At 70.0% G+C, this 15,646-nt stretch carries 16 protein-coding genes; 8 read left to right on the forward strand and 8 right to left on the reverse strand.

What is annotated here, in order from left to right:
* Window positions 1–392: 392 nt before the first annotated feature.
* Window positions 393–578 (reverse strand): hypothetical protein, encoded by a 186-nt coding sequence (locus ABCR94_RS39195; protein WP_521977726.1) that lies wholly within the window; start codon window positions 576–578, stop codon window positions 393–395.
* On the opposite strand from ABCR94_RS39195, the gene ABCR94_RS24800 reads away from it, so the two are divergent.
* From ABCR94_RS24800 to ABCR94_RS24830, 7 genes are all read left to right on the forward strand, one after another.
* Window positions 528–980, forward strand: a complete 453-nt coding sequence (locus tag ABCR94_RS24800) for a 2-oxo-4-hydroxy-4-carboxy-5-ureidoimidazoline decarboxylase (RefSeq protein WP_521977847.1) — start codon at window positions 528–530, stop codon at window positions 978–980. The two genes, ABCR94_RS39195 and ABCR94_RS24800, sit on opposite strands and share 51 nt — an antisense overlap.
* Window positions 981–1,161: 181 nt before the next feature.
* Window positions 1,162–1,542 carry a succinate dehydrogenase, cytochrome b556 subunit gene (sdhC, locus tag ABCR94_RS24805; RefSeq protein ID WP_347122242.1) on the forward strand — a complete coding sequence of 127 codons (381 nt, stop codon included), beginning with the start codon at window positions 1,162–1,164 and terminating at the stop codon, window positions 1,540–1,542.
* A 19-nt stretch (window positions 1,543–1,561) separates the two neighbouring features.
* Complete coding sequence (locus ABCR94_RS24810) at window positions 1,562–2,044, forward strand: succinate dehydrogenase hydrophobic membrane anchor subunit (RefSeq protein ID WP_347122501.1); 483 nt, start codon at window positions 1,562–1,564, stop codon at window positions 2,042–2,044.
* Window positions 2,045–2,069: 25 nt separating this feature from the next.
* Complete coding sequence (gene sdhA, locus ABCR94_RS24815; protein WP_347122243.1) at window positions 2,070–3,824, forward strand: succinate dehydrogenase flavoprotein subunit; 1,755 nt, start codon at window positions 2,070–2,072, stop codon at window positions 3,822–3,824.
* Window positions 3,824–4,591, forward strand: a complete 768-nt coding sequence (locus ABCR94_RS24820; RefSeq protein ID WP_347122244.1) for a succinate dehydrogenase iron-sulfur subunit — start codon at window positions 3,824–3,826, stop codon at window positions 4,589–4,591. Before sdhA ends, ABCR94_RS24820 begins: the two co-directional genes overlap by 1 nt.
* A 306-nt stretch (window positions 4,592–4,897) precedes the next feature.
* Window positions 4,898–6,997 carry a DUF4132 domain-containing protein gene (locus ABCR94_RS24825; RefSeq protein ID WP_347122245.1) on the forward strand — a complete coding sequence of 700 codons (2,100 nt, stop codon included), beginning with the start codon at window positions 4,898–4,900 and terminating at the stop codon, window positions 6,995–6,997.
* Window positions 6,994–7,731 carry a TetR/AcrR family transcriptional regulator gene (locus ABCR94_RS24830; protein ID WP_521977729.1) on the forward strand — a complete coding sequence of 246 codons (738 nt, stop codon included), beginning with the start codon at window positions 6,994–6,996 and terminating at the stop codon, window positions 7,729–7,731. The genes ABCR94_RS24825 and ABCR94_RS24830 overlap by 4 nt, the downstream gene beginning before the upstream one ends.
* 117 nt (window positions 7,732–7,848) lie before the next feature.
* Here the strand turns inward: ABCR94_RS24830 and ABCR94_RS24835 are convergent, their stop codons facing one another.
* The 3 genes from ABCR94_RS24835 to ABCR94_RS24845 form a co-directional block, all read right to left on the reverse strand.
* Complete coding sequence (locus ABCR94_RS24835; RefSeq protein ID WP_347122247.1) at window positions 7,849–9,411, reverse strand: ABC transporter substrate-binding protein; 1,563 nt, start codon at window positions 9,409–9,411, stop codon at window positions 7,849–7,851.
* Window positions 9,412–9,589: 178 nt separating this feature from the next.
* Window positions 9,590–10,999 carry a metallophosphoesterase gene (locus ABCR94_RS24840; protein WP_347122248.1) on the reverse strand — a complete coding sequence of 470 codons (1,410 nt, stop codon included), beginning with the start codon at window positions 10,997–10,999 and terminating at the stop codon, window positions 9,590–9,592.
* On the reverse strand, window positions 10,993–11,364 hold the full coding sequence (locus tag ABCR94_RS24845; protein ID WP_521977849.1) for an SCO4848 family membrane protein: 372 nt from the start codon (window positions 11,362–11,364) through the stop codon (window positions 10,993–10,995). The genes ABCR94_RS24840 and ABCR94_RS24845 overlap by 7 nt, the downstream gene beginning before the upstream one ends.
* Between ABCR94_RS24845 and ABCR94_RS24850 the strand changes: the two genes are divergently transcribed.
* Complete coding sequence (locus ABCR94_RS24850; protein WP_521977732.1) at window positions 11,252–12,631, forward strand: D-alanyl-D-alanine carboxypeptidase family protein; 1,380 nt, start codon at window positions 11,252–11,254, stop codon at window positions 12,629–12,631. The genes ABCR94_RS24845 and ABCR94_RS24850 overlap by 113 nt on opposite strands.
* On the opposite strand, the gene ABCR94_RS24855 is transcribed toward ABCR94_RS24850, so the two are convergent.
* From ABCR94_RS24855 to ABCR94_RS24870, 4 genes are read right to left on the reverse strand one after another with little or no spacing between them, the layout of a single operon-like run.
* The gene (locus ABCR94_RS24855; RefSeq protein WP_347122251.1) at window positions 12,585–13,550 is read right to left on the reverse strand and encodes a YihY/virulence factor BrkB family protein; all 966 of its coding nucleotides are present in this window, start codon (window positions 13,548–13,550) and stop codon (window positions 12,585–12,587) included. The genes ABCR94_RS24850 and ABCR94_RS24855 overlap by 47 nt on opposite strands.
* A complete protein-coding gene (locus ABCR94_RS24860; RefSeq protein ID WP_347122252.1) occupies window positions 13,538–14,008 on the reverse strand; it encodes a GtrA family protein in 471 nt (156 codons plus the stop codon). The genes ABCR94_RS24855 and ABCR94_RS24860 overlap by 13 nt, the downstream gene beginning before the upstream one ends.
* Window positions 14,005–15,045 (reverse strand): decaprenyl-phosphate phosphoribosyltransferase, encoded by a 1,041-nt coding sequence (locus tag ABCR94_RS24865; protein ID WP_521977735.1) that lies wholly within the window; start codon window positions 15,043–15,045, stop codon window positions 14,005–14,007. The genes ABCR94_RS24860 and ABCR94_RS24865 overlap by 4 nt, the downstream gene beginning before the upstream one ends.
* Window positions 15,038–15,604 carry a phosphatase PAP2 family protein gene (locus ABCR94_RS24870; RefSeq protein ID WP_347122253.1) on the reverse strand — a complete coding sequence of 189 codons (567 nt, stop codon included), beginning with the start codon at window positions 15,602–15,604 and terminating at the stop codon, window positions 15,038–15,040. Before ABCR94_RS24870 ends, ABCR94_RS24865 begins: the two co-directional genes overlap by 8 nt.
* Window positions 15,605–15,646: the final 42 nt, after the last annotated feature.

Genomic DNA, 15,646 nt, shown 5'->3' on the forward strand with positions numbered 1-15,646 from the left:
GACCCCCCAATACGACAAAGGCGCCCCTCCCCAGAGGCGCCGTAAAGATCACGGCCACTCCTGCGCGGCCGCCTGGGGAAGATACGCTGCCCAGTGCCGCCCGTCCATCAAAAACAGCAGGTCAGCTCGCCGGGGTTGGTTCATCGGGCGGCAGGTACGAGCTGTCGGCGTCGCACCGCGACACCAAAAACGTCCACTATGCGTGCCGGAACTCTCCCGTCCGGGTGAAATTCATTCATCCTTGACGCTGCGGTGCTGGACCGCCGATAGCGTTACGCCTCATCCACCCCACCCCGCACTTCGGTTCTCGTCGGTCACATTTCGAGGAGCTCACGCTGTCCAGCGATTTCCACGCCGGTTCTCCGAAGCGTCTGCCGACACTCCACCCCGGGTCACACCTCTCCGAGCCACTCCACCCCGAACACCGCGCCCCGGTTCGTCCGGCCCTGCCGCACCAGGGCCGTGAGGCCGCTGCCGCCGGGCTCGGCCACTTCAACCGCGCGCCCGTCGGGCCCGCCGAAGCCGCTCTGCTCGCCTGCTGCGGCAGCCGCCGCTGGGCGCAGCGGCTGGTCGCGCACCGCCCGTACCCCGATCTCGACTCGCTGCTCGCCGCCGCCGACGAGGCGTCGTACGACCTCTCCGTGGAGGAGATCGGCGACGCGCTGGCCCGTGAGTCCTCCGCCGGGCTGCGTGCGGGCGCCCCCACCAGCGCGCAGACCGCGCTGCGCGCCGCCCATGCGGCGTACGAGTCCAGCTTTGGCCACGCCTTCGTTATCTCCCTGGACGGGCACCGCCCCACGGAGCAGCTGAACCAGGTGCTGGCGGGAATCCGGTCCCGGCTTGGCAACGAACCGGACGAGGAGCGGTCCGTCGCAGCCGACGAACTGCGCAGGCTGGCACGCGGGCGGCTCGCCCATCTCGTAGCCAATCATCAGGAGCTGGGCGATTCGCCTGTTTCCTCCTGCATTGCGGGCCCCTAGGACCGCCCTGATAGCCCGTCCGTGGCTGTTTGATTGCCACTTTGATCACACCTGTGGACCCGGCGCGAACGAACCGACAAGTCGTCGCTACGATGGCCAGGGCCGGTGGACCGTACCCGGCCGGGCCAGACCGACATCGAAGCCGGCATGGCCCCAATCCCCGCTCCCGGAGGGTTTTTCCGTGCCGGCTGGAACGCTGTATCGCGGCCGGGAAGGTATGTGGTCCTGGGTGGCTCATCGAGTCACCGGCGTCCTCATCTTCTTCTTCCTGTTCGTACACGTCCTCGACACCGCTCTCGTCCGCGTCTCTCCCGAGGCGTATGACGATGTCGTGGCCACCTACAAGACCCCTCTCGTTGCTCTGCTGGAGTACGGCCTCGTCGCCGCCATCCTGTTCCACGCGCTCAATGGCCTGCGGGTCATCGCCGTGGACTTCTGGTCCAAGGGCCCCCGCTACCAGAAGCAGATGCTCTGGACCGTGCTGGGCATCTGGATCGTCCTGATGGTCGGCGCGCTGTACCCCGTCCTCGGCCACGCCGTACGCGAAGTCTTCGGGAGCTGAGGCAAACGTGTCTGAGAAAATCACAGTTGCTGAGGCCACTTCGTCCGCCGTGGGACCCGTCGAAGGCGTGAGCCTGTACGACGTGGACAACCCGGCGCCTCTCATCGAGGCGCCCCGCGCGCGCACCAAGAAGACGCCGAAGTCGACCCGTAGCAACTTCGAGCTGTACGCGTGGCTGTTCATGCGGCTGTCCGGCGTCGTGCTGGTCGTCCTGGTCCTCGGTCACCTGCTGATCCAGCTTGTGCTGGACGGCGGCGTGTCCAAGATCGGCTTCGCCTTCGTGGCGGGCCGCTGGGCCTCGCCGTTCTGGCAGGCCTGGGACCTCGTCATGCTGTGGCTCGCCATGCTGCACGGCGGCAACGGCCTGCGCACCGTCATCAACGACTATGCGGAACGGCCGGGCACCCGCTTCTGGCTGAAGATGCTGCTGTACACCGCCACGGTGTTCACCGTCCTTCTGGGCACGCTGGTGATCTTCACCTTCGACCCGAACATCCGCTAGGCCCCGGGGCTGAGGTAAACCACCCATGAAGATCCACAAGTACGACACCGTCATCGTCGGCGCCGGTGGCGCGGGCATGCGCGCGGCCATCGAGTCGACGAAGCGCAGCCGCACGGCCGTTCTGACGAAGCTGTACCCCACCAGGTCCCACACGGGAGCGGCGCAGGGCGGCATGGCCGCCGCGCTCGCGAACGTGGAGGAGGACAACTGGGAGTGGCACACCTTCGACACGATCAAGGGCGGCGACTACCTGGTCGACCAGGACGCCGCCGAGATCCTGGCGAAGGAGGCCATCGACTCGGTCCTCGACCTGGAGAAGATGGGCCTGCCGTTCAACCGCACGCCGGAAGGCACCATCGACCAGCGGCGCTTCGGCGGTCACTCCCGCAACCACGGTGAGGCCCCGGTCCGCCGGTCCTGCTACGCGTCGGACCGCACCGGTCACATGATCCTCCAGACGCTGTACCAGAACTGCGTCAAGGAGGGCGTGGAGTTCTACAACGAGTTCTACGTCCTGGACCTGCTGATGGTGGACGTCGACGGGGTCAAGAAGGCCTCGGGCGTCGTCGCCTACGAGCTGGCGACCGGCGAGATCCACATCTTCCAGGCGAAGGCGATCATCTTCGCCTCCGGCGGCACCGGCAAGTTCTTCAAGGTGACGTCGAACGCGCACACCCTGACCGGTGACGGCCAGGCCGCGGCGTACCGCCGCGGGCTGCCGCTGGAGGACATGGAGTTCTTCCAGTTCCACCCGACGGGCATCTGGCGCATGGGCATCCTGCTGACGGAGGGCGCCCGTGGTGAGGGCGGCATCCTCCGCAACAAGGACGGCGAGCGCTTCATGGAGAAGTACGCGCCGGTCATGAAGGACCTCGCGTCGCGTGACGTCGTCTCGCGCTCCATCTACACGGAGATCCGCGAGGGCCGCGGCTGCGGTCCCGAGGGCGACCACGTCTTCCTGGACCTCACCCACCTGCCGCCGGAGCAGCTGGACGCGAAGCTCCCGGACATCACCGAGTTCGCGCGTACGTACCTGGGCATCGAGCCGTACACGGACCCGATCCCGATCCAGCCGACCGCGCACTACGCCATGGGCGGCATCCCGACCAACGTCCAGGGCGAGGTGCTCTCGGACAACACCACCGTCGTGCCGGGCCTGTACGCGGCCGGCGAGGTCGCGTGCGTATCGGTGCACGGCGCCAACCGGCTGGGTACCAACTCGCTGCTCGACATCAATGTGTTCGGCAAGCGGGCGGGCATCGCCGCCGCCGAGTACAGCGCGACGGCCGACTACGTCGAGCTGCCGGAGGACCCGGCGTCGCTCGTCGTCGCCCAGATCGAGCACCTGCGCAACTCCACAGGCACCGAGCGGGTCGCCGTTCTCCGCAAGGAGATGCAGGAGTGCATGGACGCCAATGTGATGGTGTTCCGCACCGAGCAGACGATCAAGACCGCGGTGGAGAAGCTCGGCGAGCTGCGTGCCCGCTACCGCAACATCTCCATCCAGGACAAGGGCCGCCGGTTCAACACGGACCTCCTTGAGGCCGTCGAGCTGGGCAACCTGCTCGACCTGGCCGAGGTCATGGCCGTGTCCGCGCTCGCGCGCAAGGAGTCCCGCGGCGGTCACTACCGCGAGGACTTCCCGAACCGCGACGACGTCAACTTCATGCGCCACACCATGGCGTACCGCGAGGTCGGCGACGACGGCACCGAGTCGATCCGGCTCGACTACAAGCCGGTTGTCCAGACCCGCTACCAGCCGATGGAGCGTAAGTACTGATGGCTACCCCGACCCTGGACAAGGTCGACGACGCGAAGCCCGCGTCGTCCACCTCTCCGTACATCACGGTCACTTTCCGGATCCGCCGCTTCAACCCCGAAGTCTCCGCGGACTTCGATTGGCAGGACTTCGAGATCGAGATCGACCCCAAGGAGCGGGTCCTCGACGCGCTCCACAAGATCAAGTGGGATGTCGACGGCACGCTGACGTTCCGCCGCTCGTGCGCGCACGGCATCTGCGGGTCCGACGCGATGCGGATCAACGGCAGGAACAGGCTCGCCTGCAAGACGCTGATCAAGGACCTCAACCCGCACAAGCCGATCACGGTCGAGGCCATCAAGGGCCTCACGGTCCTCAAGGACCTCGTGGTCGACATGGAACCCTTCTTCCAGGCGTTCCGCGATGTGATGCCGTTCCTGATCACGAAGGGCAACGAGCCGACGCGTGAGCGTCTGCAGAGCGCGGAGGACCGCGAGCGGTTCGACGACACGACGAAGTGCATCCTGTGCGCCGCGTGCACGTCCTCGTGCCCGGTGTTCTGGAACGACGGGCAGTACTTCGGCCCGGCGGCGATCGTCAACGCGCACCGTTTCATCTTCGACTCGCGCGACGAGGGCGGCGAGCAGCGTCTTGAGATCCTCAACGACAAGGACGGCGTGTGGCGTTGCCGCACGACGTTCAACTGCACGGACGCGTGCCCGCGTGGCATCGAGATCACCAAGGCGATCCAGGAGGTCAAGCGCGCGCTGATCACGCGTCGCTTCTAGCCTTCTCGACGCGGCTCTCGCACCGCTCGGCCCCTGGGGGCCTCACGGGCTTCGAGCCGCTGCGCCGGACTCCGTCCGGCGGTTGACAGCTCGGGTCACCTTGTACGAGGGCCCCGCCATCCGGTTCGTCCGGGCGGCGGGGCCTTTGTGTTGGTGCCGGTCGGCGTGGCCTGCGTGGGGACGGCGGCCGTGCCGGGGGTTCGGCGGTTGAATGGCTCCAGAGGTAGGGCCGTGGTGACCGTGTGATCCGGATGTCAGTGGATGGGCCTACCTTCAAGACAGAGGTTCGGGGAGGGGACGGTCACGATGGGGACGACGACGGACGGCCTGGAGGGCACGGGGCTCCCGCCGGAGCTGCTCGACGCGTACGACGACTTCGGTCCGGCCATGCGCGCCGCGCACCCCGGGCTGCTCGCCTCGCCCGGCGCGGCCGCGTTCCTCGCGCACTGCGCGACCCAGGGCAAAGTGCGGGCCACCAAGCGGTGGCGCCGGGAGGCCGCTGCCCTGCTTGCGGGCGCGGAGCGCGGGGAGGAGATCGTCCGGGTGCTGCTCGACGGGATGGCGGGGCAGCGGGAGCATCCGGTGACCGAGCTTTCGCCGGTGACGGGCGGGGGGCGTGCGCCCGGGATCGCGAGCGAGGCCAACGAGACGCTGGTGCGCGGGCTGCTGTGGGCCGCCGCGGACCTCGGCGCGGAGTGGGTGGTGCCCGCGGTCGGCGGCGTGGCGCTCAACGCCGCCACGGGCCTGGGTGGTTCGGGCGGGACCTGCCGCAACGGGCGGATCGCGACCAGCGCGGTCGGGGTCCTCGGGGAGTTCGGCGGGGCACAGGGCACCCAGGCCGCGCAGGCACTCGGGCGGCTGAAGGGCCCGGTGCGCAACAGGACCGTGGTGAAGGGCATCGCCAAGTCTCTGGAGGCCGTCGCCGAGCGCAGCGGGCTGACGCCTTCGATGATCAGGGAGCGCGCCGTGCCCTCGTTCGGGCTCGACGCGCGGGGCATCAGGGACGAGCCGCTCGGCGCGTACACGGCAGCGCTGTCGATCAGCGCACCCGGCACCGCGTCACTCGGCTTCCGTGGGCCGCAGGGCCGCGTCCTGAGATCGGCCCCCAAGTCGGTGCGCGACGAGCACGGGCAGGAACTGGCCGGGATTCGCGAGGCGTTGAAGCAGCTGCGCGCGCTGCTGCCCGTCGAGCGCGGGCGCCTGGAGGAGCATCTGATGGCGGGCACCCGGTGGGGCCGGGCGGACTGGGAGCCGTACTACATCGACCATCCGGTGACCGGGTCGCTCGCCCGCGCCCTGGTCTGGGAGATCAGCTGGGACGGCGGGACCGGCTGGACGGCGGGGCTGCCCGAGCGCACGGGCGGCGGCTGGGCGCTGGCCGGCCCGGACGGCACCGCCGTGCCGGTCGCCGATGGGGCGCTGCTGCGGCTGTGGCACCCGGTTCGGGCGTCGTCCGACGACACCGGCGAGTGGCGGGCGGAGCTGGTCGGCCGCGAGCTGCGCCAGCCGTTCCCGCAGGTGTTCCGCGAGGTCTACCGGATCACCCCGGCGGAGTGGGAGACCCGTACACATTCCGAGCGCTTCGCCGCGCACGTCCTGCGCTACCCACGAGTGAGAGCGCTGATGGTGGAGCGCGGCTGGGCCGGGCCCCAGCTGGGTTACTTCAGCGAGGGCCAGGAGACCCGGATGCTGCGCGAGCTGCCGCGCCCCGGGGAACTGCACCCCTCGGACGGCGAGTCCTGGCGGGCCGGGTTCACCCTCGCCCTGGTCGACCAACAGCAGTCCGACGGCGGCCTCGCCGCGCTCTGCTCCACCGGCCGGCTGTGCTTCGAGCGGCGGCGCGGGCTGCGGGGCGCGTGGGAGCGGGCCGACCTCGTCGACGTACCGGAGCGGGCCCGCTCGGAGGCCGCGCGGGATGTGGACCTGTTCATCGGGGCGGCGTCGATCGGGGCGGATCCGCAGGGGGGCGGCGAGGACCTCGACCAGGACGGGGACGGGGAGCAGGAGTGGGAGCAGGACGGGGATCGGGCGTACGACACGTACTGGCACGACTGGGCGTTCGGCGAGCTCACCGAGTCCGCGCGGATCCGCCGGGAGGCGCTGGCCCTGTTGCTGCCGCGCACCCGGATCGCGGACCGCACGGAGCTGACGGACCGCTGGCTGCGGGTCCGGGGCGAGTTGCGGACGTACCGGATCCATCTCGGCTCGGGCAACATCCTGCTGGAGCCGGACGACGCCCAGCTGCGGATCGTGGCGGACCCCACGCCGGACCGGGAGGCGGTGTTCCTGCCGTTCGAGGAGGACGGTGGGCTGCTCTCGGTGATCCTTTCGAAGGCGTTCCTGCTGGCCGACGACGACCGGATCGCGGACCGGACGATCACCGGCCCGGTACGCCGGACGGGTTGAGCGCGGGGGCGACGGCCGCACGATTAGGCTCGGCCCTTGTGAAGGAAGCGAAGGAAGCGAAGGCCCCCAAGAGCGAGCACACCCGCGCCCTGATTCTGGAGACCGCGCTCCGGCTCTTCCAGGAGAAGGGGTACGACAGGACGACGATGCGGGCCATCGCCCAGGAGGCGGGGGTCTCCGTGGGCAACGCCTACTACTACTTCGCGTCCAAGGAACACCTGGTCCAGAGCTTCTACGACCGGCTCACCAGCGAGCACCGGGCGGCGGTCCTGCCGGTCCTGGCCGATGAGGACGAACTGGCGGCGCGCCTCCGCGGGGTGCTGCTGGCGTGGCTGGACGTGGCGGAGCCGTACCACCGGTTCGCGGCGCAGTTCTTCAAGAACGCCGCCGATCCCGAGAGCCCGCTCAGCCCCTTCTCCGCGGAGTCCGCGCCGGCGCGCGACGCGTCAATCTCGCTCCAGGAGCAAGTGCTGGCCGGGTCGAGGACGAAGGTGGACCCTGAACTGGCTGCGGAGCTGCCGCAGTTGATGTGGCTGATGCAGATGGGGCTCGTGCTGTTCTGGGTGTACGACCGCTCGGAGGACTCCAGCCGGAGCCGCCGGCTGGTGGAGCGGGTCGCACCGCTGGCCGCGCGGGCGATCTCGGTGTCGCGCTTCCGGGTGCTGCGGCCGTTGGTTCGGCAGGTGCATGAACTGCTGGTGGAGTTTGCGCCGGGGGGCGGGGCGAAGGGGTAGGGGCGGGTGCGGTGCGGCTTGCCTGCGGCGCTGATCCCCTACCCGCCCCTTCCCGAAACTCGGGCGGAGCCGCCTCGGGCCGGCACCCACCCACACCCGCACCCCACCCACTTCCCCCTACAACCAGCCCAGCTCCCAAAGCCGCCACACGCCCGTCCCGTCGGACAGCGACTGTCCGCCCCGGACATCCTGGTCCGTCAGTACAAAATCCTTCGTCTGCCACAACGGCACCAGCGGCACATCCTGCGCCACCGTCTCCTGAAGTTCCTTGAAGTCGCGCGCCGTACGCCCCCGGTCGCTGAACTCCTGCGTGGCGAGGATCAGTTCCTCGATCCGCTCGCTCTCGTACCCGTTCGAGAGGCTGCTGCCGCGCCCGACCAGCGGCTGGCTGAAGCTGTCCGGGTCGGGGAAGTCCGGGAGCCAGCCGATCGCGAACGCGTCGAAGGCCCCGGCGGCGTAACCCTCCTGGAAGTCCTGCCACTCCGCCTTCTCCGCAAGCCTGACCTTGAAGAGACCGCCCGCCTGGAGCTGCTCGCGCAGTTCGGCCGCCTCCGGCCTGGTCGCACCGCCCAACGAGTAGCCGAGGGTGATCCCGACCGGGGTCTCGACGCCCGCGTTCCGCAGCAGCTGACCGGCGCGCGCCCTGTCGGGGTTGGGGTACGCGTCGAAGTACGGCGTGCTGTGGCCCGTGACGCCCTGCGGGATCAGCGAGTAGAGCGGCTCGACGGTGCCGTGGTAGACCTCGGAAGCGATCTTGTTCCGGTCGATCAGCCAGGCCGCCGCCTGCCGTACCGAACGGCTGGACATCGGCGAGCTCTCGCGCAAGTTGAAGACGAGGTTGCGGATCTCGGAGCCCTCGCTCTCGCTGATGCGCACATCGCGGTCACCCGGGCCGAGCTCCGCCAGCACCTCAGGCGGCATCTTCCGGTGCGTGACGTCGATCCGCTTGGCCTTCCACGCCGCGTTGAGCTGCTCGGCCTCCTTGTAGTACCGGATCTCGATGGGCGTCCGGGTCTTCTTCACCGCTCCCTGGTACGAGGGGTTGGGCTCCAGCCGGGCCCTGACACCGGCCTTGTACTTCTTGAGGACGTACGGGCCCGACGCCACCACCGTGTCGCCGGTGCGCAGTTGATTCGCCGAGTACTCGCTACGGTCGACGATCGCACCCGCGCCGGTGGCCATCTTGAACGGGAAGGTGGCGTCTCCGGTACGGAGGCTGAAGGTGATCCTGTTCCCGGTGACCTTGACCGAAGCCAGCGACTCGAAAAGGGGCTTGGGGCTGGACGCGTCCCCGACGTCGACCGTCCGCATCCGGTCGAAGGAGTACTTGACGTCCTGCGCGGTGAGCGCGTGGCCGTTGGAGAAGGTCAGGCCCGAGCGCAGTTCGCACTGGTACGTCCGGAGCTTCTCGCCGAGGAAGCGGCAGCCGCTCGCGGCGTCCGGGACCGGCACGGCGGATCTCGGCTCGAAAGTCAGCAGCGACTGGTAGAGGTTGCTGTAGAGCGACCAGGAACCGGCGTCGTACGACCCGGCGGGATCGAGGCCGGACACATCGTCGGTCGTCCCGACGGTGATGACCCTGGGCTCTTCGCCCCTGGACGGCAGCAGCTGCCAGCCACCGACTCCGGCCGCCAGAACTATGACGCACGTTGCCAGAATCCGAATCCGGATCGACCGCATCTACCGCGCTCTCCTCGTCGCCCCACCCCTGGCCGGCGCGCGAAATATCCGCGTGCGGCTACCCCGTGACGAAGCTCACCCAATCACACGAACTTCGCATGCGGAAGGGGAAGTTGCACCGCACAGATACCCTTCCGGCAGGTGAGACGCGCTGTCTCCGCCACGCCGGAAGGGCCTCTCATGCCTGCTTCGAAGCGAGCTCCACGACTGTGATGTCGGAGTCCGCGCCGACCCGTACCGGAGGCCCCCAGGTGCCCGCGCCGCGCGTGACGTACAGCTGTGTGTCGCCGTACCGCTCAAGACCCGCGAGGGTCGGATTGGCCTGCGCCGCGATCAGCGGGCCCGGCCAGAGCTGGCCGCCGTGGGTGTGTCCGGACAGCTGGAGGCCGACGTCGTAGCGGACCGCGTCGTGGATGACGACGGGCTGGTGCGCGAGGAGCACGGAAGCGCGGCTGCGGTCCCGGTCACCCAGCGCCCGTACGAAGTCGGGGCCCTGGCCCTCGGATTCACCCGCGATGTCGTTGACCCCGGCGAGGTCGAAGCCGGCGATCTCGACACGGTCGTTCTCCAGGGGCCGCATCCCGAGCTCACGGACATGGTCGACCCACTCGCCGGCGCCCGAGAAGTACTCGTGGTTGCCGGTGACGAAGTACGTGCCGTGGCGGGATGCGAGCCCGGCGAGCGGCTCGGCGGCGGACCCCAGGTCGGCGACGCTGCCGTCGACGAGGTCGCCAACGACGGCCACCAGGTCGGGCTGAGTCGCGTTGATGGTGTCGACGATCCGCTGGGTGTGCGCGCGCCCGAGGATCGGCCCGAGGTGGATGTCGCTGACGACGGCGATGCGGAACCCGTGGGCGCCGCGCGCGAGTTTGGCGAGCGGCACGGTGACCCGCTTCACGCGCGGACCGCGCAGGACGCCGTACGTCCCGTAGCCGACGGTGCCGAGCGCGGCGGCGGCAGCGGCCCCGCCGACCACCCGCGACACGAAGAGCCGCCGGGAGGGGCCCTGCGCCGGGGGCATGACCGGGGGCGTGGGAGTGCGTACGTCGGTGTGCGTGACCGGGAGCGCGGGAGTGCGTACGTCGGTGTCCGTGCCCGTGCCCGTGGCCGCCCGGCGGGCAACGCCGGTCACCGCACCCGCGGTGCCGGCCGCAGTATCCGGCACCGCCTCAGCCGCATCGGGCTCGGGCTCGGCCCGGACCGGATCCGGCGAAGAGCCGGCACCCGCGTCAACTCCCGTCCCCGTACCGGCTCCCGCACCCGCGTCCCGCCGCGCCAGCGCCCGCCGCAGCAGTGGCCGCAGCGCCTCGCCGACCAACAGGGCCAGCGTCAGATAGAGCAGCACGGCCAGCCACAGGTACCCCGGCCACGAGACCACCTGCTGGAACCAGAACGGCGCACCCGCGCGCCCCGAGACGATCGCGCCGACCATCAGCAGCGGCAGCACCACCAGGGTCGCCGTGCCGACCCGGCGCGGCCGGCCGCCTGCCGCCGTCGTGTCGCGGACCAGCCGCCGCCACACGTACCAGTGCACCCCGGCCAGCAGGGCCGCGACCGCGAGCGCGAGAAGAATGCCGATGACTAGCACGTCTGCCCCTTTGCGCGCTCGCGGCGCAGATACCGCACTCCACGGAACCCGAGCACCCCAACGACCGTCCCCAGGAGAAAGGAAGTAATCGCGAGCAGCAGATGTACCCAGAAGTACGTGGTCGGGTCACCCGCGTCGTCAAAAGCGAGCCCGCTGCCGTCCTTCCACAAGTTCTTGACGAAAGTGATCCAGATGAACCAGCTCCACACCCCGAAGGCGAGCAGGAACCAGGAGACGGGGCGGCTGAGCTTCATGGGCTCAGTATCGCCACTGTCGCCAGGCCTGCTTGTCCGGGGTGGGCTTGTCCGGGGTGGGCTGTCCCGGCGGCACGCCCGGCGGGTCTCCCCCGCCATGACGGGTTCCATGGTCGAGCCATGTACGTTCTCGTGCGTGTCTGCCGTTAAAAAGACCGCTCTGACGGTCCTCTCCGCCGCGCTGCTTCCCGCTCTCTTCGCCGCACCCGCGCACGCGGCCCCCGGCGACGACAGGCCCGGCGCCAAGAAGCACCCGAAACCGCCGTCCGCGATGTCCACGGTCGGCGGCACTCAGCTGGGCAGCCCGGGGGTGCAGGTGAAGCTGGGAGCGGGCGCCCCGGTCCTGCCCAAGGAGCTGAGCGGCCGTTCGTGGATCGTCGCGGATGCCCAGACGGGCGACGTACTCGCTGCGAACAACGCTCACTGGCGGCTGCCGCCCGCCTCCACCATGAAGATGCTCTTCGCGGACACCGTGCTGCCCCGGCTGCCCAAGACGCAGGTCCGCAAGGTCAAGGACTCCGACCTCGTGGGCATGGGCGAGGGCAGCAGCCTGGTCGGCATCAAGGAGGACCAGAGCTACACGGTCCACGACCTGTGGCTCGGGGTGTTCCTGCGCTCGGGCAATGACGCCGTGCATGTGCTGTCCGCGATGAACGACGGGGTGCCCAAGACCGTTCGGGACATGCAGAAGCACGCCGAGGAGTTGCAGGCGCTGGACACCAATGTGGTGTCGCCCGACGGTTACGACGCCAAGAACCAGGTCAGCAGCGCGTACGACCTGACGCTCATCGCCCGCAGCGGGATGCAGAAGAAGGACTTCCGCGAGTACGCGTCAACGGCGAGCGCGCAGTTCCCGGGTGAGAAGAAGAAGGGCAAGAAGCGCGGGAGCTTCGGGATCCAGAACACCAACCGCCTGCTGACGGGCGATGCGGGCATTGAGCCGTACAAGGGCATCGCGGGCGTGAAGAACGGCAGCACCACACACGCGGGGACGACCTTCACCGGGGTCGCGCAGCGCGGCGAGCGGGTGCTGCTCGTCACCGTCATGAATCCGTCGGCGAACGAGAGCCACGCCGTCTACAAGGAGAGCGCGCGTCTCCTCGACTGGGGCTTCGCGGCGGCGGGAAAGGTGACCCCGGTCGGTGAGCTGGTCGCGCCCAAGTCGGCGAAGACCGGCAGCACCAAGGGCGCCCCGCCGGCCGGCCAGGACTCCGCCAGCCACAAGAGCCCCACCGAGCTCGCCGCGACGGACGGCGGCTCCAGCGGGGTCGGTATCGCGCTCGCCATCTCGGGCGGCGCGCTGGTGCTGCTCGCCGGTGGGGTGTTCCTGATCAACCGGCGCTGGCCGCTGCCTTCCCTGGGCCGCCGCCGCCGTTGACGGCCTCCGCCCCGGTGTCGGCTCCGGCCGTCTCCGGGGCGTCGGCGTCGCGTTCGTTGTTGCGTTCGTTGTTGCGCCGTGTCGCCGTCCAGGCGGCGCAGAGCAGCAGCAGCTTCGCGGTGAAGCTGATCCACAGCAGGAGTGCGATCGGTACCCCGAAGGCGCCGTACATGCTCTTCGCCGCTACGCCCTTCATATAGCCGCCGAGCAGCAGCTTGAGCAGCTCGAAGCCGACCGCGCCGATGAGCCCGGCGGTGATCAGCCGGTGCTTGGCCGGGTGTACGCCGGGCAGCAGGGTCAGGATGTAGAGCAGCAGGGCGAAGTCCGCGGCGACCGCGAGGGCGATCGCGACGACCTGCAGCAGCACACCGCCCGCGCCGCTCTCCGAGATGCCGATGCGCTCGGCGGTCCAGCCGACGGCGGTCGACCCGATGGAGGAGGCGGCCAGCGAGGCGAGCCCGACGGCGCCGAGGCCGAGCAGCACCCCGCCGTCCTTGAGCTTGAGCAGGAACGGGTTGCCCTCGTCCTCGTCGTCCAGCTCCCACACGGCCCGCAGGCATTCGCGCATCGAGCCGACCCAGCCGATGCCGGTGAACAGGAGCAGGGCGCCCGCGACCAGGCCGACGGCGCCCGCGTTGTCCACCAGGGAGCCGAGGTCGAGCTGGTCGGCGATGCCGGGCACCTGGTCGGACATCTTGTCCTCAAGGCTCTTGAGCTGATCGTCGGAGAGCAGCGCGGCGCCGATCGCGGCGGCCACGGTGATCAGCGGGAAGAGCGCCAGGAAACTGATGAACGTGATCGCGGCGGCCAGCCGGGACCAGTGCACCCGGTCGAGTGTCTCGTACGTACGCCACGCGTGTGTGGTCATCAGCCGCGTCACGAGCGGACCGATGACAGGCAGTTTCTTCAGCCAGTCCATGACGACCCTTTACCCTCGGAACGGAAAACCAGCGTCCGTGTACCCCAGAAACGCAGGCAGGTGGCGAGCCCCATGCCGACGACCGCTCCGGAGAGTGTGTCGGCCCGCGGCGAGGTGAGGCCGAGGCCGTAGTGCGAGACGGCGATGCACAGCAACTGCACGAGTGCGCCCGCGGCATTGACGGCGAAGAAGAGCCCGTACTGCCGGAGCCGGGAGACCTGTGCGGCCCTCCCCCGGTAGGTGCCGACCGCGTTGCCCGCGTACGCGACCGTGCAGCCGGCCAGGAACGCCACGGCCTTCGCGCCGAGCGGGTCCCAGCCCAGTGGCCCGCGCAGCCAGACAAAGAGCGCCAGGTCGGCGGCGTACGCGCACAGTCCGACGGCGGCGAAGGCGCTGATCTCCCGTCTGCTCGCCCGCAGAGTGGTGCTCGCCCGCAGAGTGGCGATGGGGGGACTCACAGGTCCGCGACCGCCAGCGCGTACATCGCCACCCATACGAGCCCGATCACGGCCAGCGCCCTGTCCCGCAGGACCACGTCCTCGGGGGCTCCTGCCGTGCCCCGGTCGGCGAAGACGGCGTAGCGCAGTACGGCGAGGATGAAGGCGATCATCGACAGCTGACGCCAGGGCAGCAGGCTGCCGTTGGCCGTGCCGCCGCTCTCCAGCGCCCACAGGCAGTACCCGAGTACGGCGACTCCGGCCGCCAGCTGCCATACGAAGCGCAGGTAGCCGGTGGTGTATTCGCTGAGCAGCGCCCGCGTCGCGCCGCCCTTGTCCGCCATCTGCACGGCTTCCGAGTAGCGCTTGGCGGACACCATGAAGAGCGCGCCGAACCCGGCGGTGATCAGGAACCAGCGGGAGAGCGGGATGGACAGCGCCACCCCGCCGATCATCGCGCGCATCAGGAAACCGGTGGTGACGACGACCAGGTCGACGACGAGTACGTGCTTGAGCGAGACGCAGTAGGCGAGTTGCATCAGGACGTACGCCGCGAGCAGTACGGCCGTCATCGGGTTGCACAGCAGCGCGGCGGCGACGGGGACCAGGATGGCGAGCAGCCCGCCGACGCCGTACGCGACGGACACCGGCACCTGGCCGGTGGCGACGGGGCGGCGGCACTTGACGGGGTGCGCGCGATCGGCCTCGGCGTCGCGCGCGTCGTTGATCAGGTAGACGGCGGACGCGGCTGCCGTGAACAGCAGGAAGACCAGGATCAGTTGGGTGAGGGCGTGCCGGGATGCCAGCTCGCCGGCGGCTGCGGGCGCGGCCACTACGAGGACGTTCTTGACCCACTGGCGGGGCCGCGCGGTGCGCAGCAGCCCGGCGGGCAGGCCGAGCGGGCGGTGTCCGGGCCCGGACGGCGGTGAGGCGCGTGCGGGCCGCTCGATGAGCGCGGCGGCTGCTGTGGTCACCCCCGGTGCGGCCCTCGATGCGGCCCCCGGTGCGGCCCCTGTCGTGGATGCTGTCGTGGCTGCTGTGGTGGTGCGCTCAGACATGGGCGGCTCCCCCGTCGACGATGGCCGGTGGCCTTGTCGGTCCTGCCGGTCCTGCCGGTCCTGTCATCCATGCGGCCCCGAGTCCGGCCATCACCCCGCCGAGCACTGCGCCCGCGACCACGTCCGTCGGGTAGTGGACCCCGACGACCAGCCGGGACACGCACATCGCGGCGGCCAGCGGCGGCACGATGTGCCTGCCCAGCGGGGTCAGCGCGCCGAAAGCCACCGCGGCTGCGGCCGCCGACGTCGCGTGCGAGCTGGGGAAGGAGTGCAGGCCCGCGGTACGCACCAGGGGCTCCCGGAAGGGGAGTTGGGGGCGTGGGCGGCGTACGGCCAGCTTGACGGCCATGCTCGCCAGGTGCGCGGCGCCGATGAGCGCCGTACCGCGCAGCCAGGCGTCGCGACGCTCCCAGTCGGCCGCGGCGCCCATCAGACCGGCGGCGATCCAGACGGCTCCGTGCTCACCGCACCAGGAGAGTCCGCGTGCGGCGGCGGCCAGATGCGGGTCTGTTCCACAGTCCCGCATCGCCGACAGCAGACGGCGGTCGACGTCTCGCATCTGTCACCCCTCTTCGGTAGCGGTGGTCCGGCGGAACGGACG

The sequence above is a fragment of the Streptomyces changchenzhani genome (assembly GCF_039766235.1).
Taxonomy (GTDB): Bacteria; Actinomycetota; Actinomycetes; order Streptomycetales; family Streptomycetaceae; genus Streptomyces.